This window comes from Paraburkholderia sp. IMGN_8, assembly GCF_038050405.1.
Taxonomy (GTDB): Bacteria; Pseudomonadota; Gammaproteobacteria; order Burkholderiales; family Burkholderiaceae; genus Paraburkholderia.
Genome location: NZ_CP150900.1, coordinates 2,493,712 through 2,515,583 on the forward strand (window position 1 = coordinate 2,493,712; position 21,872 = coordinate 2,515,583).

General features: G+C 63.2%; 13 protein-coding genes. 4 read left to right on the forward strand and 9 right to left on the reverse strand.

Annotated features, from left to right (window positions below):
• Window positions 1-68 precede the first annotated feature (68 nt).
• Genes WN982_RS11575 through nirB form a run of 3 tightly spaced genes read right to left on the reverse strand, consistent with a single transcriptional unit; the run spans window position 69 to window position 7,222 of the window.
• Complete coding sequence (locus tag WN982_RS11575) at window positions 69-4,253, reverse strand: bifunctional nitrate reductase/sulfite reductase flavoprotein subunit alpha (protein ID WP_341312151.1); 4,185 nt, start codon at window positions 4,251-4,253, stop codon at window positions 69-71.
• Window positions 4,254-4,294: 41 nt separating this feature from the next.
• The gene (gene nirD, locus WN982_RS11580; protein ID WP_341312152.1) at window positions 4,295-4,648 is read right to left on the reverse strand and encodes a nitrite reductase small subunit NirD; all 354 of its coding nucleotides are present in this window, start codon (window positions 4,646-4,648) and stop codon (window positions 4,295-4,297) included.
• A gap of 33 nt (window positions 4,649-4,681) precedes the next feature.
• On the reverse strand, window positions 4,682-7,222 hold the full coding sequence (gene nirB / locus WN982_RS11585; protein ID WP_341312153.1) for a nitrite reductase large subunit NirB: 2,541 nt from the start codon (window positions 7,220-7,222) through the stop codon (window positions 4,682-4,684).
• A 685-nt stretch (window positions 7,223-7,907) separates the two neighbouring features.
• Here nirB and cobA point away from each other — a divergent pair.
• A complete protein-coding gene (gene cobA, locus WN982_RS11590; RefSeq protein ID WP_341312154.1) occupies window positions 7,908-8,720 on the forward strand; it encodes a uroporphyrinogen-III C-methyltransferase in 813 nt (270 codons plus the stop codon).
• Between the two features lie 45 nt (window positions 8,721-8,765).
• Here the strand turns inward: cobA and WN982_RS11595 are convergent, their stop codons facing one another.
• Complete coding sequence (locus WN982_RS11595) at window positions 8,766-9,644, reverse strand: MOSC N-terminal beta barrel domain-containing protein (RefSeq protein ID WP_341312155.1); 879 nt, start codon at window positions 9,642-9,644, stop codon at window positions 8,766-8,768.
• A gap of 192 nt (window positions 9,645-9,836) precedes the next feature.
• On the opposite strand from WN982_RS11595, the gene WN982_RS11600 reads away from it, so the two are divergent.
• Entirely contained in the window at window positions 9,837-10,241 is a 405-nt protein-coding gene (locus WN982_RS11600; RefSeq protein ID WP_341312156.1) for a heme-binding protein, read from the forward strand.
• Window positions 10,242-10,330: 89 nt separating this feature from the next.
• A complete protein-coding gene (locus WN982_RS11605; RefSeq protein WP_341312157.1) occupies window positions 10,331-12,502 on the forward strand; it encodes a malate synthase G in 2,172 nt (723 codons plus the stop codon).
• Window positions 12,503-12,682: 180 nt separating this feature from the next.
• On the opposite strand, the gene galU is transcribed toward WN982_RS11605, so the two are convergent.
• Both galU and WN982_RS11615 read right to left on the reverse strand, forming a co-directional pair.
• The gene (gene galU, locus WN982_RS11610) at window positions 12,683-13,588 is read right to left on the reverse strand and encodes a UTP--glucose-1-phosphate uridylyltransferase GalU (protein ID WP_341312158.1); all 906 of its coding nucleotides are present in this window, start codon (window positions 13,586-13,588) and stop codon (window positions 12,683-12,685) included.
• 308 nt (window positions 13,589-13,896) lie between these two features.
• Complete coding sequence (locus WN982_RS11615; protein ID WP_341312159.1) at window positions 13,897-14,040, reverse strand: hypothetical protein; 144 nt, start codon at window positions 14,038-14,040, stop codon at window positions 13,897-13,899.
• A 241-nt stretch (window positions 14,041-14,281) separates the two neighbouring features.
• On the opposite strand from WN982_RS11615, the gene WN982_RS11620 reads away from it, so the two are divergent.
• Window positions 14,282-15,493, forward strand: a complete 1,212-nt coding sequence (locus WN982_RS11620; RefSeq protein WP_341312160.1) for an acyltransferase — start codon at window positions 14,282-14,284, stop codon at window positions 15,491-15,493.
• Between the two features lie 144 nt (window positions 15,494-15,637).
• On the opposite strand, the gene WN982_RS11625 is transcribed toward WN982_RS11620, so the two are convergent.
• From WN982_RS11625 to WN982_RS11635, 3 genes are all read right to left on the reverse strand, one after another.
• The gene (locus WN982_RS11625) at window positions 15,638-18,085 is read right to left on the reverse strand and encodes a glycosyltransferase family 4 protein (RefSeq protein WP_341312161.1); all 2,448 of its coding nucleotides are present in this window, start codon (window positions 18,083-18,085) and stop codon (window positions 15,638-15,640) included.
• Window positions 18,082-19,548: a flippase gene (locus WN982_RS11630; RefSeq protein WP_341312162.1), complete on the reverse strand. Its 1,467-nt coding sequence runs from the start codon at window positions 19,546-19,548 to the stop codon at window positions 18,082-18,084. Before WN982_RS11630 ends, WN982_RS11625 begins: the two co-directional genes overlap by 4 nt.
• Window positions 19,549-19,624: 76 nt before the next feature.
• Window positions 19,625-21,823, reverse strand: coding sequence for a hypothetical protein (locus WN982_RS11635; protein ID WP_341312163.1), 2,199 nt, complete (start codon window positions 21,821-21,823; stop codon window positions 19,625-19,627).
• Window positions 21,824-21,872 lie beyond the last annotated feature (49 nt).

Sequence of the window (21,872 nt, forward strand, 5' to 3'; positions counted from 1 at the left end):
ACTTTCCTGCCTACTTTTTTGAAACCTGAAACCGTGCTTGTTCCGGCACGCCGAAACGTCGATAAACATCAGTAAACGTCACGTACGTAGCGCTTTTCCTGCGCGAGTCGGCTCACATACTCGAGCGCTTTTTCCTCGCTCATGCCGCCGTGGCGGGCGACCACATCCTTGAGCATCGCGTCGACATCTCTCGCCATCCGGCCTGCGTCGCCGCATACATAGAAATGCGCACCGTCTTCGAGCCATGACCAGAGTTGCGCGCCCTGCTCGCGCATGCGGTCCTGCACGTAGATCTTTTCCGTCTGATCGCGTGAGAACGCGACATCGAGCCGGGTCAACACGCCGCTGTCGCGCAGCGCTTCGAGTTCGTCGCGATAGTAGAAATCGGTCGCGGCATGTTGCTCGCCGAAGAACAACCAGTTGCGCCCCTTATCGCCGCGTGCACGCCGCTCGTGCAGAAAGCCGCGAAACGGTGCAACGCCGGTGCCGGGACCGACCATGATCGTCGGCGTGTCCGAACCGCGAGGTGGACGAAAGTGCGCGGATTTCTGCACGAACACCGGCACGTTCACGTCGCCCGCGCGGTCGGCGAGAAACGTCGACGAGACGCCCTTGCGATTGCGGCGGCCATTGCTATAGCGAACCGCGGCAACGGTCAGATGGACTTCGCCCGGATGCGCTTTGGGGCTCGATGCGATCGAGTACAGGCGCGGCTGCAGGCGCTTGAGCATGCCGGTCAATTCGGACGCCGTCAGGTCCACCGGAAATTCATGCAGCACATCGGCGAGCTGTTGCCCCCACAGCCACTGCTTGAGGTCGGCCTTGCGCTCAGGCGCCAGCAGATCGCGCAGCGCGCCGTTGCGGCTGCGCGAGGCGACGAATGCGAGTGCGTCAGGGTTCGGACGGGCAATTTCGTAGTGCTTGCCGAGTGCATCGGCGAGGCGCATTTCACCCGCACCGGACACGTTCACGGCGGCGTCGGCGCTCAGCCCGCTCAGGCTGATCAATTCATCGACCAATTCGGGGCAATTGCTCGGCCATACGCCCAATGCATCGCCGACTTCATATTCGAGACCCGAGTCGCCGGTGTTCAGCGAGAAGTAGCGCGTATCCTTCACGGCGCCCTGCTTATTCAATTTCAGGTTCTTCACCAGACGCGACGCTGCCGGTCGCGTTTTAGTCGGCACGACGCCCGGCACCACGGCATTGATCATGCCGTCTCGCGGCACCGCATACAGCGCGGCATCTTCTTCCTTGATGCGGACGATGATCCGTTCGAGCCACGCGTCGGCGATCTCCTGGTACTCGCTATCGCAATCGGTGCGATCGAGAAGACGCAGCGCGCCTTGAGCCATCAGGCGTTCATCCAGGCGGCGGCCATGACCGCAAAACTGGTCGTAGTTGCGGTCGCCAAGCGCCAGCACGGCGTAGTGCACGCCTTCGAGACGAGGCACGGCGTCGCTCGCCAGTTGCGTCCAGAAGCTTTGCGCGTTATCCGGCGGATCGCCGTCGCCGTAGGTGCTCGTCATCAGCAGCACGTATTGCGCTTTGGCGAGCGCCGAGACCGGGTAGTCCTCCATGCACGATGTGCGGATCTCGAAGCCCGATTCCATCAGGCGCGTGGCGTAACGTTCGGTGAGCGATTCGGTATTGCCGGTTTGCGAGGCCCACAACAACGTCACCTTGGGCCGCACACGCACGATGCGCACCGCGGACGCCTGCGCCTCGTCCGTCTGCGGCGCAGGCGCGGCGCGCGACGCCGCGTTCAGACCGCTGCGGCTATACAACCCGCCGAGCAATCCGTCCACATAGAGGCGCGTCGCAGCATTGAACGGTGCGCTGGGCGGCAGGACCGGCACGCTGTCGAGGCCCTGTGCTTCAGCCGAGCGCAGCCCGCCGACAAAACCGGCGAGATAGGCATGCTCGGCCTCGTTGAACGACGGCGGGGGTGTCTGCGGAATCTGCAGCAAACTTGTGAGTGCATTGATACGGGGCATGTCCGGCTCCTCGGCGCTCGCAGGCGTTGCGTTTGCCAATGCGCGAGAAGCATCGGCGAGCGTCTCGTCGTGGGTGTCGAATGTCGTCGGCTCGATCGTGTCGAGCGCAACCGGGCTCAGCGCGACCGCGCAGAACTTGAGTTCAGGTTGCTGCGAGACCGGATCGATTGCATCGCTCGTCACGGCGTTGATGCACAGGTCGTCGCCGAATACGTCGTTCCAGTGCATCGGCGCGAAGCAGTTGCCGGCGCTCACCCGTTCGGTGACGACCGCGGGCAACACCGCACGGCCACGGCGTGAGCGAATCTCGACCGGGTCTTTTGGCTTGATGCCGAGCGTGGCGGCGTCTTCGGGATGAATCTCGACGAACGGCCCCGGGTTCAGCTTGTTGAGCATCGCAACCTTGCCGGTCTTGGTCATCGTGTGCCATTGATGCTGCAAGCGGCCAGTGTTCAACACGATCGGAAATTCCGCATCGGGCAATTCGGCGGGGGCCGCATAAGCACGCGCGAAGAACACCGCCTTGCCGCTTGCGGTCGGAAACACGAGCCGCGGACGGCTGCCGTCGGGCAGTTCCTTCAGCGTCTGACTGACGCCGTCGTTGAGATAGCGAACCGGGTTGCGCTCGCCCGAGTCTTCCGACGCAAACGGCCATTGCAGCGGCGTTTCCTTCAGACGGCGATGGCTCGCACCGCGCAAGTCGTAGCCGGTTTTCGGATTCGACGCGCGGGTGATTTCCGCGAACACTTCTTCGGCGCTCGTGTAGCTGAACGCGTCGGCGAAACCCATTTCGCAGGCGATGCGCGCGATGATCTGCCAATCCGGCAACGCGGCACCCGGCGGCTCGATGCCCTTTTGCATCAGCGTCAGATTGCGCTCCGAGTTGATCATCACACCTTCGGCTTCGGCCCACAGCGCGCCGGGTAACAGCACGTCGGCGTAACGGTTGGTCTCGGTGTCGAGGAACGCGTCCTGGGCGATCACCAGTTCCGCCGCCCGCAAACCGCCGATGGCGTTCTGACGGTTCGCGACGCTCGCCACCGGATTGGTGCAGATGATCCAGCACGCCTTGATCTCGCCCGCGGCCATGCGGGCAAACATATCGATCGTGCCGTTGCCGGTCTCGCGCTTCAGTGTGCCCTTCGGAATACCCCACAGCTCCTCGATGAACGCGCGGTCTTCTTCGACGAGCACCGAACGCTGGCCCGGCAAACCGGGACCCATGTAGCCCATTTCGCGGCCGCCCATCGCATTCGGCTGGCCGGTCAGCGAAAACGGTCCGCTGCCGCGACGGCAGATCTTGCCTGTCGCCAGATGCAGATTGCAGATCGCGTTCGTATGCCACGTGCCGTGCGTGCTTTGATTGAGGCCCATCGTCCAGCAGCTCATCCACTCGGGCGCCGCGCCGATCCATTGCGCGGCTTTGTGGATGTCCTCGACGGCCAGGCCCGTGATCCCGGAGACCTTCTCCGGCGTGTAGTCGGCGAGGAACGCGGGCATCTCGTCCCAGCCTTCGGTGGCCTCGGCGATAAAGCTCGCATCCGTATGACCGTTCTGATGCAGCAGATGTAGCAAGCCGTTAAGCAACGCGAGGTCGGTGCCCGCCTTGATCTGCATGAACAGGTCGGCCTTGTCGGCAGTCGTGTTGCGGCGCGGATCGACGACGATCAGTTTGGCGCCCGCCTTCACGCGATCCATCATCCGCAGGAACAGAATCGGGTGGCAGTCCGCCATATTCGCGCCGATCACGAAGAACAGATCGGCGTGGTCGATGTCTTCATACGATCCCGGCGGGCCGTCCGCGCCGAGCGAAAGCTTATAGCCGCTGCCCGCGCTCGCCATGCACAGCCGCGAATTCGATTCGATGTTGTTGGTGCCGACAAAACCCTTCGCGAGCTTGTTGACGAGATACTGCGCTTCGATCGACATCTGACCGGACACATAGAACGACAGCGCGTTTGGCCCGTGCTCGTCGAGCAGGCCGCGCAAGCGTGCCGCCGTGCTGCTGATCGCCTGCGCCATCGGCAGCGGCGCCGGGTCCTGGTCGCGCGTGTGGCGCACGAACGCGCCTTCCAGACGTCCCGACTTGCGCAACGCGACGTGTGCCGACTGGCCCTTCGTGCACAGCCGCCCGAGGTTGGCCGGATGCTCCTTGTCACCGGAAATCTTGACGACCTGGCCGTCCTCGACGTGCAGCACCATTCCGCAGCCAACGCCGCAGTAAGGGCACACGGTTTTTACGCTATTGCTCGCCATGTCGCGTGAGATCGTTCGAAGAAAAGGGAATAATCAGCAGCTCAGACCGCGACCCACACCTGGCCGTCTTCCACCCGCGCGGCAAACGCGCTGACGGCATATTCCGGTGTTTCAAGGCACTCGCCGGTGCGCAGATCGAAATGATGCTTGTAGATCGGCGAGGCCACCACGAGGCGCTCGCCAAGGCTGCCGATCAGCCCGCGAGAGAGCACGGCGGCTTGCGAACCCGGATCGAAGTTTTCGATCGCGAACACGCTGTTGTTCGCGTCGCCGTCGCTCACATGAAATACCGCCACCTGTTCGCCGTTGACGAGCGCGCAAACGCCCGTGTTCGGAACGATGTCGTCGAGCGGGCAAATCGGCGTCCAGGTGCGCGGCAGGCGGTCGATGTTCATGTCGGAAGTCCTCGGTAAATGGCGAAAAAAGAATCAGACGGTCTCGACAACGACGGGAATCGCCGCCAGCTTCGATTGCCGCTCAACAGGCGTCGCGGGCCGGATCTGGCCGCGCTCTTCGACGAACGTAACGGTGCTGTCGGCCTGATCGCTGTTGACGAAGTGACGGAAGCGCTTGCGCGTTTCAGGATCGGTGACGGCCTTTTTCCACTCGTCTTCGTAGGTGTCGACCACGTGCTGCATTTCGACTTCGAGTTCCGCCGCGACACCGAGCCGGTCGTTGACGACCACGTCGATCAGATACCCGAGGCCGCCTTCGAGGTTGTCGCGCCACACGCTGGTGCGTTGCAGCCGGTCGGCGGTGCGCACGTAGAACATCAGGAAGCGGTCGATGTAGCGCACCAGCGTGTCTTTATCGAGGTCCGACGCGAGCAGTTCGGCGTGACGCGGCTTCATGCCGCCGTTGCCGCATACGTAGAGATTCCAGCCCTTCTCGGTCGCGATGATGCCGACGTCCTTGCCCTGTGCTTCCGCGCATTCGCGAGTGCAGCCCGACACGCCGAACTTGATCTTGTGCGGTGTGCGCAGGCCCTTGTAGCGGTTCTCGATCTCGACCGCGAGGCCCACCGAATCGCCGACGCCGTAGCGGCACCACGTCGAACCGACGCACGATTTCACGGTGCGCAGCGACTTGCCGTACGCATGGCCCGATTCGAAACCGGCGGCGATCAGTTCTTCCCAGATGAACGGCAGCTGCTCGACGCGCGCGCCGAACATATCGACCCGCTGACCGCCGGTGATCTTGGTGTAGAGGCCGTATTTCTTCGCGACCTGGCCGACTGCGATCAGGCCGTCGGGTGTCACTTCGCCGCCCGGCATGCGCGGCACGACCGAATAGGTGCCGTCGCGCTGGATGTTGGCGAGGTAGTAATCGTTGGTGTCCTGCAGCGACGCGTGCTCTTTCTTCAGCACGAATTCGTTCCAGCACGACGCGAGGATGCTCGCCACCGCCGGTTTGCAGATATCGCAGCCGAGGCCGTGACCGTGTTTCGCCAGCAATTCGCCGAAGCTGCGCACGCCCTCGACACGCACGATGTGATACAGCTCCTGGCGCGAATACGGGAAGTGCTCGCACAGGTGGTTGTTGACGGCGAGCCCCTGCTTCTTCATCTCGGCCTTCATCACCTGGGTGACGAGCGGCACGCAGCCGCCGCACGACGTGCCGGCGCATGTCGCGCTCTTTACAGCGCCGATACTGGTCGCGCCCGCGCACACCGCCGCGCAGATTTCGCCTTTGGAAACGTTGTTGCACGAGCAGATCTGCGCGGCCTCGGGCAGCGCGTCAACCCCAAGTCCGGGCCTGGCCTTGCCGTCGCTTTGCGGCAGGATCAGGAATTCCGGCGCTTCCGGCAATTCGATACGGTTCAGCATCATCTGCAGCAGCGTGCCGTATTCGCTCGCATCGCCCACCATCACCGCGCCGAGCAGTTGCTTGCCGCACTCCGACACCACCAGCTTCTTGTAGACCTGCTTGCGTTCATCGCTGAACTGGTACGTGCGGCTGCCCGGCGTGTTGCCGTGCGCATCGCCGATGCTCGCGACGTCCACGCCCATCAGCTTGAGCTTGGTGCTCATGTCGGCGCCGGCAAATTCCGCCGAGTCGCCGAGCAGTTGCTTCGCCACCGCGCGCGCCATTTCATAACCCGGCGCGACGAGGCCGAACAGTTGACCGTTCCACAGCGCGCACTCGCCGATCGCGTAGATGTGCGGATCGCTCGTGCGGCACGCGTTGTCGATCACGATGCCGCCGCGCGCGCCGAGCGTCAGCCCGCTCTCGCGTGCGAGGTCGTCGCGCGGACGGATACCGGCGGAGAACACGATCATGTCGGTGTCGAGATGGCTGCCGTCGGCAAACTGCATGCGGTGCGTGCCATCCTCGCCGTCGACGATCGCCGTGGTGTTCTTCTGCGTGTGGACCGTCACGCCGAGTTCTTCGATCTTGGTGCGCAGCACGCGGCCGCCGCCGTCGTCGACCTGCACCGCCATCAGGCGCGGCGCGAATTCGACCACGTGGGTTTGCAGGCCCATGTCGCGCAATGCTTTCGCGCATTCGAGGCCGAGCAGACCGCCGCCGACCACCGTGCCCGTCTTCGAGCGCGCGCCGCATTCCTGCATCGCTTCGAGGTCGTCGATGGTGCGGTAGACAAAGCAGTCGGCGCGTTCGCGGCCCTGCACCGGCGGCACGAACGGATACGAGCCGGTGGCGAATACCAGCTTGTCGTACGGCAGCGTCTCGCCGGTCGACACCGTCACGGTGCGCCCGTCACGGTCGATCGCGACCGCCTTCGCGTTCAGCCTGAGCAACACGTTCTGGCGTTCGAAGAAACCCGGCTCGACCAGCGAGAGATCGTCCGCCGACTTGCCCGCGAAAAATTCGGACAGGTGCACGCGGTCGTACGCGGGGCGCGATTCTTCGCACAGCACGGTGATATCGAGGCCATGCGCGGCGTCTTGCGCCAGGCATTCGACCAGTTTGTGGCCGACCATCCCGTGACCGATAACGATGATTTTCATGACCGCGGTTTCCTCAATGTGCGCTGGGCTTGAATCGCTGCCGGCTGGCTGGTGTGCGAAAGCGATTCTGGAAATAAAAAACGGCGTCCCGCGAACCCAGTCGATGACTGAATTCGGGGGACGCCGTTGTCCAAACCTGTGATGCAGCGAGCACTGTGTTGTTGCGCTCGCGCCGGATCCACGTTGATCCGATGGCAAGGCTTACAGCAAAGGTCGTGCCAATTGTGTGAAATGCCCGCTGCAAGGCCGTGGCGCGGGGCGTTGTGGCGAATGGCACGCACGTGCGGCGAACGCGGCACGCGACGCGTTTTGATGCAGCCAGGCACGCGGGTGGTGCGACGCAGCACTGTGGACGTGCGAGGGGCACGCACGCGAGCGGTGCGTTTCCGATGCATTTCCCGGCCTGCCGGCGAAGCGTGGCAAGGGTTGGGCGCGCGTTGTCGCGTGATGGCGTAGTACTTGCATGAGTGGGTGCCGAGCCTTCCGGCAATGCCCCCGCGAGTGCATGAAACCCGCATGTAACCCGAGCGAAACACAGCGCAGTGTTTCGCTCCGCTTAAATATAGTGAGCAGCAAACGGACAACGGCGTCCCCTCGTGACCATCACGAGCGGGCGCCGTTTTTTATTGGGCGCTGACAGTAAGTACGGCTACCGTCGGCCCACACAGAAGCTAAGGACATCGCGATGAAGACAACCACAGGCAAGGTCACCTTATTGAGCGCCGGCCCGGGCGACCTCGACCTGCTCACGCTCAAGGCCGCCAAAGCGCTGGCGGCCGCCGACGTCGTGCTGCTCGACGACCTCGCCAATCCCGAGATCGTCTCGCTGGCGCCGCAGGCGCGCGTGATTCGCGTCGGCAAGCGCGGCGGTTGCCGTTCGACGCCGCAAGCGTTCATCGAACGCCTGATGCAGCGCTATGCGCTCAAGGGCTTGCATGTAGTGCGCGTCAAAGGCGGCGAAGCGCTGCTGTTCGGCCGCGCCGGCGAAGAACTCGCGGCACTGCGCGGCGCGCGGATTCCGGTGGAGATCGTCAACGGAATCTCGTCCGGTTTTGCCGCGGCGGCAAGCCTCGGCATTTCGCTGACGCATCGCCGCCATTGCCACGGCGTGAGCTTCGTCACCGCGCACACGGAAGATCACGGCGAACCGGATTGGGCCGCGCTGGCCGCGACCCGCACCACGCTGGCGATCTATATGGGGATGCGGCGCATCGAGAGTCTCGCCGCAGCGTTACTGGCGAGTCTGCCTGCCGATACGCCGGCCGCCGTCGTCCAATGGGCGGGCGCAGTGAACGAGCGGCGTTTGCTGACCCGCCTGGATAGACTCGCCGCCGATGCCGCGCGCGCGGGGTTCAGCAGTCCTGCAGTGATTCTGGTGGGGAGCGCGGTCAGCGAGAGCGTCGAGCGCGGGGCTGAGTGGGGCAATGAATCGAACAACGAGTCGGCGGATGTGGCCAACGGCCAGGTTGCGGGCGAAGCGATTGCGCAAGCGGCATGAACCGCGGACGCACGTAAACTCGTCTGTCAACTCATCGGCCAAAACCTAGTCGCCGAACCCCAACTCGGCTTCGACTTCTTGCCCGACGCGCAGCCATGCCCCCGCTCCACGCGCGACGATCGCATTGTTGCCGAACGTCAACGCCCCGCCGCGCTGCGCATTCGCGCGGTAGACGCTCATCGTGTCGGTCGGTTCGTTCGGCCAGTCGGGGTCGGGCGCGCCTTTGGTCTGATCGATGGTCGGCATCGGACAACGCGAGCACAGTTTGACCAGTTGCAATTGCACGAACTGCACGGCCTGGGCTTCGCTGCCGACACTCAGACTTTCCACATAGTCCTCTTCGTACGGATCGAGCCCCGTCAACACGACGTTCGGCCGGAACCGGTCAATCGGAATCGACGGCGCGCCCTTGCGGTTCAGGCGGGTATTCAGATCGTCGAGCGACGACTGGCCGATCACCAGCAACGGAAAGCCGTCGGCGAAATGCGTGGTTGCGCCGATCTCGCCGGTGTATTCCGGATCGACGACGCGCTCGTGCCGCGGATCGAAGCGCAACAGCCGCGCCGGCACGCCGAGAAACGTCGAAAACCATGCGGCACTGGCGTCGCCGGTGTCGAGCCCGTGGGCCGCGTCATTCCAGACGGTGGTTTGCACCGGTTGCGGCGCGGCGAGTTCGGCCGCGTCGAGCGGTGTACGCAGTTCGTTCATGCCCGGCGCGCTGATCACCAACTCATGCTCGGCGAGCGCGACCTTGATCAACGCCATGCGCGGATACGCACGCTGTGTGAGCATCGCGCCGCTCGGGTCGGTCACCATCCAGCTTCGATCGTATTCGAAGCCGGTGGCGAGCAGGCGCGCTTTGTTCAGCGCAATGCCGGCGCACGATTTGATCGGATAAACGTAAAGCTCGCTGATAGTAGGCATGGTGTGGGGACCTGCGATATTTTCTGTCGTAGGGGTCGATTGTAAAGCTCTGCGCGGCGAGAGCCGGTCACGCGGATAATGGACGTAAAATCCTCGCCAGACGCATCTGGACGGCGCGCGGCGTACTCCGGTGCGCCACCGGATAGCACTTGTAGAAGCATCCCTACCATTAAACGAGACAGGAAATTCACTATGCTGAGCAAACCCGTGTTGACCGTTGCCGAAACGACCCGAATCCTCGAAGCCGCCCGTGCGGAGGCCGAGAAGAACCAGTGGGCCGTCGCTATCGTGGTGGTCGACGACGGCGGCCATCCGCTCGGGCTGCTGCGTCTGGACGGCAGCGCCCCGGCCAGCGCCTACATCGCGACGGAAAAAGCCCGCACTTCGGCGATTGGCCGCCGCGAAACCAAGGTATATGAAGACATGATCAACAACGGCCGCACTGCATTCCTGAGCGCGCCGCTGCAAGGCACGCTGGAAGGCGGCGTGCCGGTGATCGTCGACGGCCAGGTGGTCGGAGCGGTGGGCGTGTCGGGCGTCAAGTCGGATCAGGACGCGCAGATCGCTCGCGCGGGTATTCAAAGCATCGCCGCCTGATTTTTTTCGCGGCAACAATAGAAGAAGCTAAACAGAAACACAACGCGGGCCGATGCCCCCACATCGGCCCCATTCAGATGGAGCAGTCGATGACTCAGATGAACCCGCGCGGTGGACTGCAAGTCGCCGCCAACCTCGACCAGTTCGTCGAAACGGAAGCCCTGCCCGGCACCGGTATCGACAGCGCCGCATTCTGGTCGGGTTTCGACGCCCTCGTGCACGAGCTGGCGCCCAAAAACCGTGCGCTGCTGGCCGAACGCGACCGCCTGCAAACGGAACTCGATAACTGGCATCGCGCCAATCCGGGTCCGGTGCGCGATCTGCGCGCGTATCGCGCCTTTCTCGAAGGCATCGGCTATATCGTGCCGGTACCCGCGAGCGTCAAAGCCACGACCGACCACGTGGACACCGAAATCGCCGAACAGGCCGGCCCGCAACTCGTGGTGCCGCTGTCCAACCAGCGCTACGCGCTGAACGCCGCGAACGCGCGCTGGGGCAGCCTGTATGACGCGCTGTACGGCACCGATGCGATCCCCGAGACCCACGGCGCCGAAAAGCAGAAGGCCTTCAACCCGGTGCGCGGCGCCGCGGTGATCGCTTATGCGCGCACGTTTCTCGATCAGGCCGCCCCGCTCGCGAACGGCTCGCATGCCAATGCAACGCGTTATGGCGTCGAAGGCGGCAAACTGGTTGTCGCATTGAAGAGCGGCACGACCGAACTGAAAACGCCGGCGCAGTTCATCGGCTATCAGGGCGAAGCCGGCGCGCCGTCCGCTGTGCTGCTCAAGCACAACGGCCTGCACTTCGAGATCCAGATCGACGCGAACGATCCGATCGGCAAGACCGATTCGGCACATGTGAAGGACGTGCTGGTCGAAGCGGCGGTGAGCACGATCATCGACTGCGAAGACTCGGTGGCCGCCGTCGACGCCGACGACAAGGTCCAGCTCTATCGCAACTGGCTCGGCCTGATGAACGGCGATCTGACCGAAGCGGTCACGAAGAACGGCAAGACCTTCACGCGCCGTCTGAATGCGGATCGTGAATATAAAACCGCGGACGGTTCGTCGTCGCTGAAACTGCATGGCCGCTCGCTGCTGTTCATCCGCAACGTCGGTCATTTGATGACGAATCCGGCCGTGCTGACCCAGGACGGCAAAGAGATTCCGGAAGGCATTCTCGATGCGGTGATCACCACGCTGTGCGCACTGCACGACCGTCAGCACAAACTGAACTCGCGCACCGGCTCGATCTATATCGTGAAGCCGAAAATGCACGGCCCGGCTGAAGTCGCGTTCGCGTGCGAACTGTTCGCACGCGTCGAAGACCTGCTGAAGCTGCCGCGCAACACAATCAAGATGGGCATCATGGACGAGGAGCGCCGCACCAGCGTCAACCTGCTCGCCTGTATCGCCGAAGCGTCGGAGCGCGTTGCGTTCATCAACACGGGGTTCCTCGACCGCACCGGCGACGAAATGCACACGGCGATGGAAGCCGGCCCGATGATCCGCAAGGGCGACATGAAGTCGAGCGCGTGGATTACCGCATACGAGCGCAGCAACGTGCTGGCCGGTTTGAGCGCGGGCCTGCGGGGCCGCTCGCAGATCGGCAAGGGCATGTGGGCGATGCCGGACCTGATGCACGCGATGCTCGAACAGAAGATCGCCCATCCGAAATCCGGCGCGAACACCGCATGGGTGCCCTCGCCGACCGCCGCGACGCTGCACGCGCTGCACTATCACCAGGTCGACGTGCAAGCGGTTCAGCAGGAACTGGAACGCACGGACTATTCGAAAGTGCGCGACGAACTGCTCGACGGCCTGTTGGCGATTCCGGTCGTCGAAACGGCGAAGTGGAGCGATGCCGAGATCCGCAGCGAACTCGACAACAACGTGCAAGGCATTCTCGGCTACGTGGTACGCTGGATCGATCAGGGCGTGGGCTGCTCGAAGGTGCCGGACATTCACAACGTCGGCCTGATGGAAGACCGTGCAACGCTGCGCATTTCCAGCCAGCACATCGCCAACTGGCTGCATCACGGCGTGGTGACGCGCGAGCTGGTCGAAGAAACCTTCAAGCGCATGGCGAAGGTGGTCGACGGGCAGAACGCGGGCGATCCTCACTACAAGCCGATCGCGCCGAACTTCGACTCGCTGGCGTTCAAGGCCGCGCACGCGCTGGTGTTCGAAGGACGCGCACAGCCGAGCGGCTACACGGAACCGTTGCTGCACAAGTTCCGGCTGGAAGTGAAGAAGGGCTGAAGGTTTATTTAGCCGCCGCTCGAGCGATGCTTGAGTCCGGCTGAAAAGAAAGGCGGGCGCCGCGTGGTTTGCGGCGCCCGTTTTTTAATGTGCAGCGTTGCTGCCGCACGTCGCTGCTACGTGGAACGGTTGCGGCGCGAGCGCTTGAGTCTCTCAAGCCGCTCAAGCCTCTCAATCCTGTTAAGCCGCTTCAGCCGTGTACTGAGCCGGCAGATTGGCCTGCATATACGTTTGCAAATACGCTTCGAACTCCGCCTTCACTTCCGGATGACGCAGCGCGAATTCCACCGTCGCCTTCAGATAGCCGAGCTTGCTGCCGCAATCGAAGCGCGTGCCGAAGTAGCGATACGCGAGCACCTGCTCTTCCGTCAGCAGCGATTGCACCGCATCGGTCAATTGAAATTCGCCGCCCGCGCCGGGCTTCAGCGCCCGGATATGCTTGAAGATGGTCGGCATCAGCACATAGCGGCCCACCACGCCGAGGTTCGACGGCGCCTGGTCCGGCGCCGGTTTCTCGACGATGCCCGACAGCTTGATCACGTTGTCTTCCCACTCCTTGCCATCCACGACACCGTACGAACGGCTGTCTTCGCGCGCGATGGTTTCGACGCCGATGACCGAGCTGTGATAGTGGTTGAACGTGTCGACCAACTGGCTCATCACCGGTTTCGTGCTGTGCAGCAAGTCGTCGGCAAGAATCACGGCGAACGGGCTGTCGCCCACCAGTTTTTCGGCGCACAGCACCGCATGGCCGAGGCCGAGCGCTTCGGCCTGACGCACATAGAAGCAGTCGACGTTGGCCGGCTTGATGCTGCGCACGAGATCGAGCAGTTTCTGTTTGTTGCGCGCCTCGAGTTCGGCTTCGATTTCGTAGGACTTGTCGAAATGATCTTCGATGGCGCGCTTGCTGCGGCCCGTCACGAAGATCATCTCGGTGATGCCGGCGGCAATCGCTTCTTCCACCGCGTATTGAATCAGCGGCTTGTCGACGATCGGCAGCATTTCCTTCGGGCTTGCCTTGGTGGCCGGCAGGAAGCGTGTTCCGAGGCCCGCCACGGGAAACACGGCTTTGGTGACTTTCAGCATGGTTGGCATTCCCACATCGGTTAGAAATTAGTGTGTTCGCGGGCCTGTCGGCCACTCGCTGTCGCCGAAAAGGCTAACAAAAAAATTATTCCAATTCACGCGTGAAATATTCTCGATTCGAATAAATAAATCAATTCGTTACCGATATGCTGAATCGAGTTAAACATCAGGAAATAATTACGTATTGAAATCGAATTCTCGTGCGAATGCCGAAAATTTTACGCATCCGCGGTCCGGCGGCCGACGATCCGGCCCGGACCGGGTGAACCGGGTCCGGGCGCGAATGGAGGTGACCACGTCGGTGCCGCTTACTCGTTTTCTTCGAGTTGCGGCAGATTGCCCGGGTTGATGCGAAAACGACGGATCGGCTCGTTGCGCAGTGCCTCGCGGTACGCGGAGGCGGCAACGAGAATCAGCAGCACGGCAATGCCGGCGAGTAAATGCAGGTTCATGACTTCACCTCTGGTCAGAGAATCCGTGTCTTAAATTAGCACAACAAAATCGACAAATAATTCACCGTTGCACATCGTTAAGCGCAGTTACTATTCGTCACAAAACCGCCATTTAATTAGAACCGGTGGGCAATTTTTTATCGATTTTTTGCGTCCGCCGTGCACTACGATGTGATGCACCGCAGGCGCGCGTGGCGCGCCCGGGAATAAGCTTTTTCCTCCGTCAGAATAAGGACCGCGCATGAGCGACTCAGCACTGGATGCCGCCGGCTCATCCCTGCCCCTCTCCCCGCCGCGCCCCGCGGCACCGCCGCGTGCCCAGAGCGAAGCACGCGCGGACAGCGCCGGTAAGGAACATGTAATCGACGCCATGCGGGGCTTCGCTGCGCTGCTGGTCGCGTATTTTCACTGCCGCCAGGTCGAATGGGTCGGCATGCAGACGTTCCATCAAAGCGCCGGCCATGCACTGAATCTGAACGCGATTGCCGCGTACCTGACGTTCCCGATCGCCTGGGGCTCGGCCGGCGTGCCGATTTTCTTCGTGATCAGCGGCTACTGCATTCATCGCAGCGCCGCGCTGCGTCTGGCAAAAAATCCCGATTACCGCCTCGACACCGGCAATTTCTGGCTGCGCCGGTTCGCGCGCATTTATCCGGTGCTGCTCGCGGCGCTGGTGCTGACCTTCGCGCTCGACTGGATCAGCCTGCAGCTGCCGCCGGTCAACCACAAGATCCGCGAGATCGGCTTGCACGCGTTCCTGGTCAATCTGTTTTCGCTGCAAGGCGTGGCTGGGAAGACCTACGGATCGAACGGCGCGCTCTGGACGCTCTCCCTCGAAGTCCAGTTCTACGTGATCTACCCGCTGCTGTTCGCGCTGCGCCGGCGCCTGGGCATGACTTCCGTGCTGGCGATCGTCGCCGTGATCAACGTGGTGTCCGCCTATGTGCTCGAACGCCACGATATCCAGTTCTTCCCGTCCTACTGGTTTTCGTGGACGCTCGGTGCGTGGATCGCCGACGCGAAGGCCCGTAGCACGCCGGATGCGCGCTCGCCGATCTGGCTCTACGGGCTCGCCGCGGCGTTCATCGTGCTCGGCTGCGTGGCGTTCCGTTATGGCCAATACGGCGCGTTCCAGCTCTGGGCGCTCGGCTTCGCGTTCTATCTGTACAAGGCGCTGGAGCGCCCTCGAACCGGCAAGGCCGACTCGGCCGGATTGCGCCTGCTGTCGCGTTTCGGCGATTTCAGCTTCTCGCTGTACCTGATCCATCTGCCGATCTTCGTGCTGCTGTCGTCGCTGCTGTTCCGCTCGTCGCTGCAAATGTCGATCTGGCCGTCGTTCGGCTACATGCTGGTGGCCGTGCCGGTCGCTTACGTGTTCTACCGGCTGGTCGAATTGCCGGCGATGAAGTGGTCGGCGAGTTTCAAGCCTAAAGCCGCGTTGAAACGGACCTGACAGCAGTGCGATAAAAAGCGCGGTAAAAAAACGGAGCGAAGGTCGTCAAGACTTTCGCTCCGCTGCGCTAACGACAGGAGCCGGCCAGCCCCTGCCTACCCCTGCGTGTAATCCAATCTGCCTCAGCTGCCTGCCTGAGCCGTCTTAGCACCCCGCCACGCGTTTCAGAATCCGCTCGACGCCTTCCACATAGGTGCCGGTCCCAAACCGGCTCAGCGCCGTCTGATAGCCGTTGTTGACCAGCTTGTTACGCAGTTCGTCGTTCGAGCGCAGTTCGGCCAGCGTATCGGCCAGACCGTGCGCATCGCCAGGCGTGCACAGCACGCCGTTCTCGTAGTCGTCGATAATCTCCAGCACGCCGCCCGCGCGTGCCGCCACCACCGGCCGCTGCGCCAGCATCCCTTCGACGATCACGCGGCCGAACGGCTCCGGCGTGATCGACGTATGGACGACCGCGTCGACCGCGCACATGCAAGCGGGAATGTCGTGCTGGAAGCCGAGGAAATGCACCCGGTCGCCCAGGTTGTGCGCGGCGACGAAGGCATGCAATTCGATCTCGTAAGCGTCTTCGCCGAACAACGGCGCACCGACCAGCACTGCATGCATCTGCGGATTCAGCACCATCGCTTCGAGCAGCACGTGCTGCCCTTTCCAGCGCGCGAGGCGGCTGAACGAGCCGACCAGAAACGCGTCCTGCGGCAAGTTCAGACGCCGGCGCAACGCCGCTTGCGGGACCGTGCGCAAGGCGTCGAACGGCGTCGCGGAAATGCCGTTGAACACCACGTCGATCCGCTTTTCGTCGAAGCGCGTCAGATCCGCGAACGCGCGCGCCGACGCCGCCGAATTGGCGATCACGTGCGTGAGGCCCAGGCGCGCGCACCACTTGATGATCGCCAGTTGCTTGCCGCCGAAATGCTCGGGGCTGACGATATCGCGCAGATGCCACACCACCGGCCGCCGCGCGAGCTTGCCGGCGATCGCGCCGATCACCATCGCGCGTTGCGTGTTGGCGTAGATCACCTCGGCGTTGCGCGCGCGTTTCGCGGTCGCGCGCACGAGCGATATCAGGCCCTTGAGCGCCTGCCCCTTCGGCAATGAACCGCCTTGCTTGCGAACATGGCGTAACGCGCCCGCGTCCAGCACGTTGACGGTCACGCCGGCTTTGGCCAGCGCGGTGCGGAACGGGCCGTCGTCGAACAGCACGACTTCGACGCGCTCACGCAATGCCTTGACGATTTCCAGCAAGGACAGCTCGGCGCCGCCGAGCACGCCGCTCTGATCGACAGCCAGGATGCGCGGCGCATTGGCGGCCGGCTCAGCTTTATACGGAACGTAGGGCGGCAGCGTCGCCGAACGCAGCGCCGGCACCGCGGCCCGCACATGCGCGAAGAAACGTTCGCGGAAATTCGCGGCCGAAAACTGCTCGGCATTGGCCCGGCAATCCTGCGGCGAAAAACGCTTGACGTGGTGATCGAAACTCTCGACCGCGGCGATGATCGACTCCGCGCTCTGCTCGTCGAAGAACATGCCCGTGGGCCGCGTTTCGGACAGATCGCGCACGGTTTCGAGCGCCCCGCCCTTGCCGTAGGCAATCACCGGCGTGCCGCAAGCCTGCGCTTCGACCACCGAGATGCCGAAGTCTTCTTCGGCGGCGAACACGAAGGCCTTGGCGCGGCTCATCCGGTCCTTCAGCACCTTGAACGGCTGATAGCCCATGATCTCGACATTCGGCGCCGCCTTCGCGCGGATCTTCTGCATGTCGGGGCCGTCGCCGATCACCACCAGCTTGCGCTCCGGCATCCGCGCGAAGGCTTCGACGATCAGATCGATCTTCTTGTACGGCACCATCCGCGAGGCGGTCAGATAGAAATCGTCCTTCTCCATGCAGAGCGAAAAGGCCTCGACGTCGACCGGCGGAAAGATCACCTGTGCATCACGCTGATAAACCTTCTTGATGCGCCGCGCGATGAAGTCGGAGTTCGCGACAAAGCCATCCACCGAGTTCGACGTGCGGATATCCCAGTTGCGGATGTAGTGAAGAATCAGCCGCGCCATCGCCGATTTCGGACCGGCGGTCAGCTTCGACTGCTGCAGGTACTGATGCTGCAAATCCCACGCATAACGGATCGGCGAATGCACGTAGCTGATATGCACCTGGTCGGGGCCGGTGAGAATCCCTTTGGCGACCGCGTGGCTGCTGGAAATCACCACGTCGTACGCCGACACATCGAGCTGCTCGATCGCGAGCGGCATCAGCGGCAGGTAGGTGCGGTACTTGGTGCGCGCGAGCGGCAGCTTCTGGATGAACGAGGTCGTGACCGGTTTGCCGCGCAGGAAGCTGCGGTCGTCAAGAAAATCGACGAGGCTGAACAGGTCCGCGTCCGGAAAGCACGCGACGATCTGCTCGAGCACCTTCTCGGCGCCCGCATAGGTGACGAGCCAGTCATGCACGATCGCGACGCGCACCGCTTTGCCGGCGGCGCGCGGCGCGCGGCGCGGCGGCGCCTGAACGCCGGGGACGGTCGTGAGTTCAGCCAGAGCGCTGCGCGTCGTGGGTTGCAGCACGGCTTCTTCAAGGACTTCGTTATTCATGCGCTTTTCCTCGGATTCAGTCGCAACAGCAGTGAACGCGCAAGATCGCGCAAGGCGGGCGTCATCGTGATGGACCAGGCGAGATTCGCGCCCACCATCAATACACCGGCGACGATCGCCAAAGCGAGACTCGGCAGGAAACTGGCGAGCCACAGGCTAGCCAGCAGGAAAGCGAGGTGCGCGAGCATGTCGAGCGCGATCTGCCGGGCGCGAATCGCCGACAGGCGCAGCAGCACCGCATAATCGAAGAGCGCCCGGCCGGCCACGGCCATTGCCGCGCCGGTCAGACCGAAATGGGCGATACCCAGCCACAATGCCCCTGCAAACAAGGGCAATTCGAACAAACCGACACGCGCGGCGGTGGCCGGATTGACCTGCGACTGGATCAGAATCCGCGTGACGTTCGCCTGACCGACGAGCCACACGGCGACGATCATGATCCGGCCCACCGGGGCCGCCACCGTCGCGATTTCATTGCCGACCCATAGATGCAGGAACGGCTCCAGCACCAGCATCGCCACGAGCGCAACCGGCGTGAACACACCATTGAGAAATTCAAGCGACTGCTGCGTGATGGTGTCGGCATCGGCACGGCCGACCGCCGAAAGCCGCGGAAACAGCGTGCGCACCAGCGCGGTCGGCACGATGTTCAAACGTGTGACGAGGTTCTGCGGCACGGTGTAATACGTGACGAAACGCGCGCCGAGACTCGTGCCGAGCATCACGCGGTCGAGCGATTCCGCGATCATGTTGGTGACGCTCGCAATCAGCATCCAGCCGCCGAAGTTGAACAGCCCCTTGGCCACACCGAGCTGCGGCGGAAGAATGTTGCGAATCTCCAGCACCTTCAGCGCGGAACGGCCCAGCAGGATCGCCGCCAGAATCCGCGCGAACACCGCGGCGGCCAGCACGTTCTGCAAGGTCGCGCCGAGCCACAACGCGGCGCCGAGCGGCAGCAACTGGAACAGGAACGTGCCGATCGTCTGATTGGTGTTGTAGACGCCGAAGCGCTCAGCGCCGTTGATCGCGCCCGCGAACACCCACGACACGTTGGCAATCGGGATCGCCACCGCAAGCCACGGCAGCGCCATATAGACTTCGTGCTGCAACTCCGGCGACACCTTGGTGAAATACGCGGTGTACAGAAACGCGCCGAAATAGATGATCAAACCGCCGATCACACCGGTCGCGAGATTCAGCCACGTCGCGCTCCAGAACACGCGGGCGCTCTCGTCCTTGTCGCCCGATGCGCGCGCCTTCGATATGTGATTCTGCGCGGCCATGCTCATGCCGAGATCGAGAATCCCGAAGTAGCCGATCAAGGTCCACACGAGACTGATCACGCCGTAGCGCTCGACGCCGAGCAACTTGATATACGACGGCACGGTCACGAGCGATACGAAGGTCGGCAGAACCAGCCCGAAAAAATTGATCGCTACGTTCTTGAGAATGCCTTTGTCCATCGGATGCCCTGGGTTTGACTACGTTTGCCTGGTATTGCCTGGTATGGCGAAAAAAGCCGTCACGATGCGCGTTTCATCAAGGTTTCCAGCGATACATCATCACTTTGCCGCGCGCGTCTTCTTCGACGAACACGAGGTACTCGCCATTGCCGCGCTTCGCGGCGCTGATGCCGTTGGGCACGTCGACCCAGCCCGACGCGCTGCCCACTTCCGGGCCCGGCCGGATCACGCCGACCTCCTTGCCGCTGTCCTTGTCCCACACATGCACCGCGCCGACCGGCTCGACGCCGAAGATGTACTGCCCTTCGACGGTGAGGCCGATGATCGTCGCGATGGGTTTGCTCGTCTGCCACGGCAGCGTGATCGAATAGCGCTGCACCGGTGTGCCGCTCGACCATTTGTCGTAGCGCACCAGCACGCGGCCCACTTCTTTCCAGAAGCCGCGATCGAATGGCGTGTCGGGCGTATAGCCGGTCACGTACATCGTGTCGGTCTCCGGTTCGTAGATCGCGCGATGCAGTTCGGTGAACGGCTGGGGCACCGGGTACTGCGTCATGTTCGAGTACGCGTAGACCGGATTACCCTTTGCGTCGAGGCCGCCGAAACGGAAGCGGTAGACGCCCTTGTTATCGCGCGTGCGCCAGATGTCGCCGGCACTATCGACCCACCAGCCCCAGCCGCCCGCGAGCTTCGTACCGCTGGTGTTGAGCGTGAATTCGTCGGTGTTGAACTTGCCGTCGCCGTTCACGTCACGCCAGATCCAGTCGCCGCCCGGCGGCGCATTCGGCACCCTGGCGACCGCGCGTTCACGCCCGGCGATGAAGCCCGAAGGAATCGCCGTTTCGCCGTCATGCTGCGGGTCGAAGCGATAGATCTTCAGGTGGTCCGCGTACATGTCCGTCAGGTACAGGAACGTGCGGCCCTTGAGCTTGCGGGCGATCGGCAAGCCGGGATATTGATCGACGTGAAAGACGGGATCGTCGGGGTATTTGAAGCGGTTCGACAGAAAGCCCGCGTATTTCCAGTCCTGTCCGGCGGGCTTCGAGAGATCGAGTTCGAAGCGCTTGTTGCCGGTGTAGACGCTGTCGGGCCGCGACGGGTCGATCCACGCGCCGTCGACGAACAGCAGCCCTTGCACTTGCCAGTTCTGCTTGCCATCCGGCGTATAGCTTTCGAGCGTTGCGCCGAGGCCCGCGCCGATCGGCTCGTAGCGCGAACCGATGCCGTTGGTCGACACGTAGACATTGCCGCGCGCATCCACGCCCACGCCGGTCAGGCCGTTAAAGCGCAGCGGTCCGGGCTTGCCCGCGACGCCGCTGAAAATGCCGCCGCGCTCGCCGAGCGTGCCCGACTCCGCATAACGGCCGTTGCTCTTGCTGAAGAACAGCACCTGCTGACGCGGGCCGTTATCGGCGATCAATACGCGCCCCTGCGTGTCGACGGCGATATCGACGGCGACCGTGTCGGCGGGCACCGCGAACGTCTCGTCGATGCGCTTGCCGGTGCTCGTGTAATGCTCGACGTGCGGCGCTTTATCGTTGCGCGTGCCGCTCAGCACCCACAGCGTGCCGTCAGGGGCGAGCGCGATGCGGCCCGGCTCGTGGACGCTCCAGGTGGTCTTCTGCTGCATCGATTCGGCGTCGTAGACTTCGATGCGATCGCGCGCGGTGTTGGCCGCATACAGTGTGGTGTCGTTCGCCGCGAGGCCGCCGATTTCGGCGCTGGTGCCGGTCGGCACCTCGTTCATCATCAGAAAGCCGGCGGCCAGTTGCGCATGCGGATCGGCATTTTTAGCGGCCGGCTGGAACGGTGCGGCACGCTTCGGGTCGGCGATCTGGCGACGCGAAATGCCGAACCATTGCTTGCCCTTCTCCGGCCAGACGCCTTGCTCGACCAGATGTCCCTTCTCGTTGCCGACCGCGATCGCGACGAAGGCATAGCGGCGATTCACTGCGATCGCGCTGCCGCCGCCGTTGCCCCAGCCGTGCGTGCCGCCCGCGAAGCCGAGCATCTTGCCGTTCTGGTAGACGCTCGCCTCGGCGCCGCTTTCGTCCCATGGCGCGTTCGTATAGACCTTGCCGTCCGGCGCGACCGCGATCGCGGTGATGTTGATCTGCGTCCACGTGCCGTCGCCGAAACCGGAGGTGTTGCCGATCCATGAAGTCTTCGCGTTCAACACGGTTTCCGCGGATGCCGTGAAGCTGATCGATGCCGCCGTCATGCCGGCCGCACAGGCGAGCATGGCGATCGAAGTCTTGAACGTGAAACGGGACAAAGTATTTCCTCCAATCAGGGTCGTGCCGCGGTCAGGGAAAAGGCCCCGC

Bases quoted from the DNA above. Each gene is read 5' to 3' on its own strand.
- WN982_RS11575 (WP_341312151.1), bottom strand. From the start codon at position 4,253: ATGGCGAGCAATAGCGTAAAAACCGTGTGCCCTTACTGCGGCGTTGGC.
- nirD (WP_341312152.1), bottom strand. From the start codon at position 4,648: ATGAACATCGACCGCCTGCCGCGCACCTGGACGCCGATTTGCCCGCTC.
- nirB (WP_341312153.1), bottom strand. From the start codon at position 7,222: ATGAAAATCATCGTTATCGGTCACGGGATGGTCGGCCACAAACTGGTC.
- cobA (WP_341312154.1), top strand. From the start codon at position 7,908: ATGAAGACAACCACAGGCAAGGTCACCTTATTGAGCGCCGGCCCGGGC.
- WN982_RS11595 (WP_341312155.1), bottom strand. From the start codon at position 9,644: ATGCCTACTATCAGCGAGCTTTACGTTTATCCGATCAAATCGTGCGCC.
- WN982_RS11600 (WP_341312156.1), top strand. From the start codon at position 9,837: ATGCTGAGCAAACCCGTGTTGACCGTTGCCGAAACGACCCGAATCCTC.
- WN982_RS11605 (WP_341312157.1), top strand. From the start codon at position 10,331: ATGACTCAGATGAACCCGCGCGGTGGACTGCAAGTCGCCGCCAACCTC.
- galU (WP_341312158.1), bottom strand. From the start codon at position 13,588: ATGCTGAAAGTCACCAAAGCCGTGTTTCCCGTGGCGGGCCTCGGAACA.
- WN982_RS11615 (WP_341312159.1), bottom strand. From the start codon at position 14,040: ATGAACCTGCATTTACTCGCCGGCATTGCCGTGCTGCTGATTCTCGTT.
- WN982_RS11620 (WP_341312160.1), top strand. From the start codon at position 14,282: ATGAGCGACTCAGCACTGGATGCCGCCGGCTCATCCCTGCCCCTCTCC.
- WN982_RS11625 (WP_341312161.1), bottom strand. From the start codon at position 18,085: ATGAATAACGAAGTCCTTGAAGAAGCCGTGCTGCAACCCACGACGCGC.
- WN982_RS11630 (WP_341312162.1), bottom strand. From the start codon at position 19,548: ATGGACAAAGGCATTCTCAAGAACGTAGCGATCAATTTTTTCGGGCTG.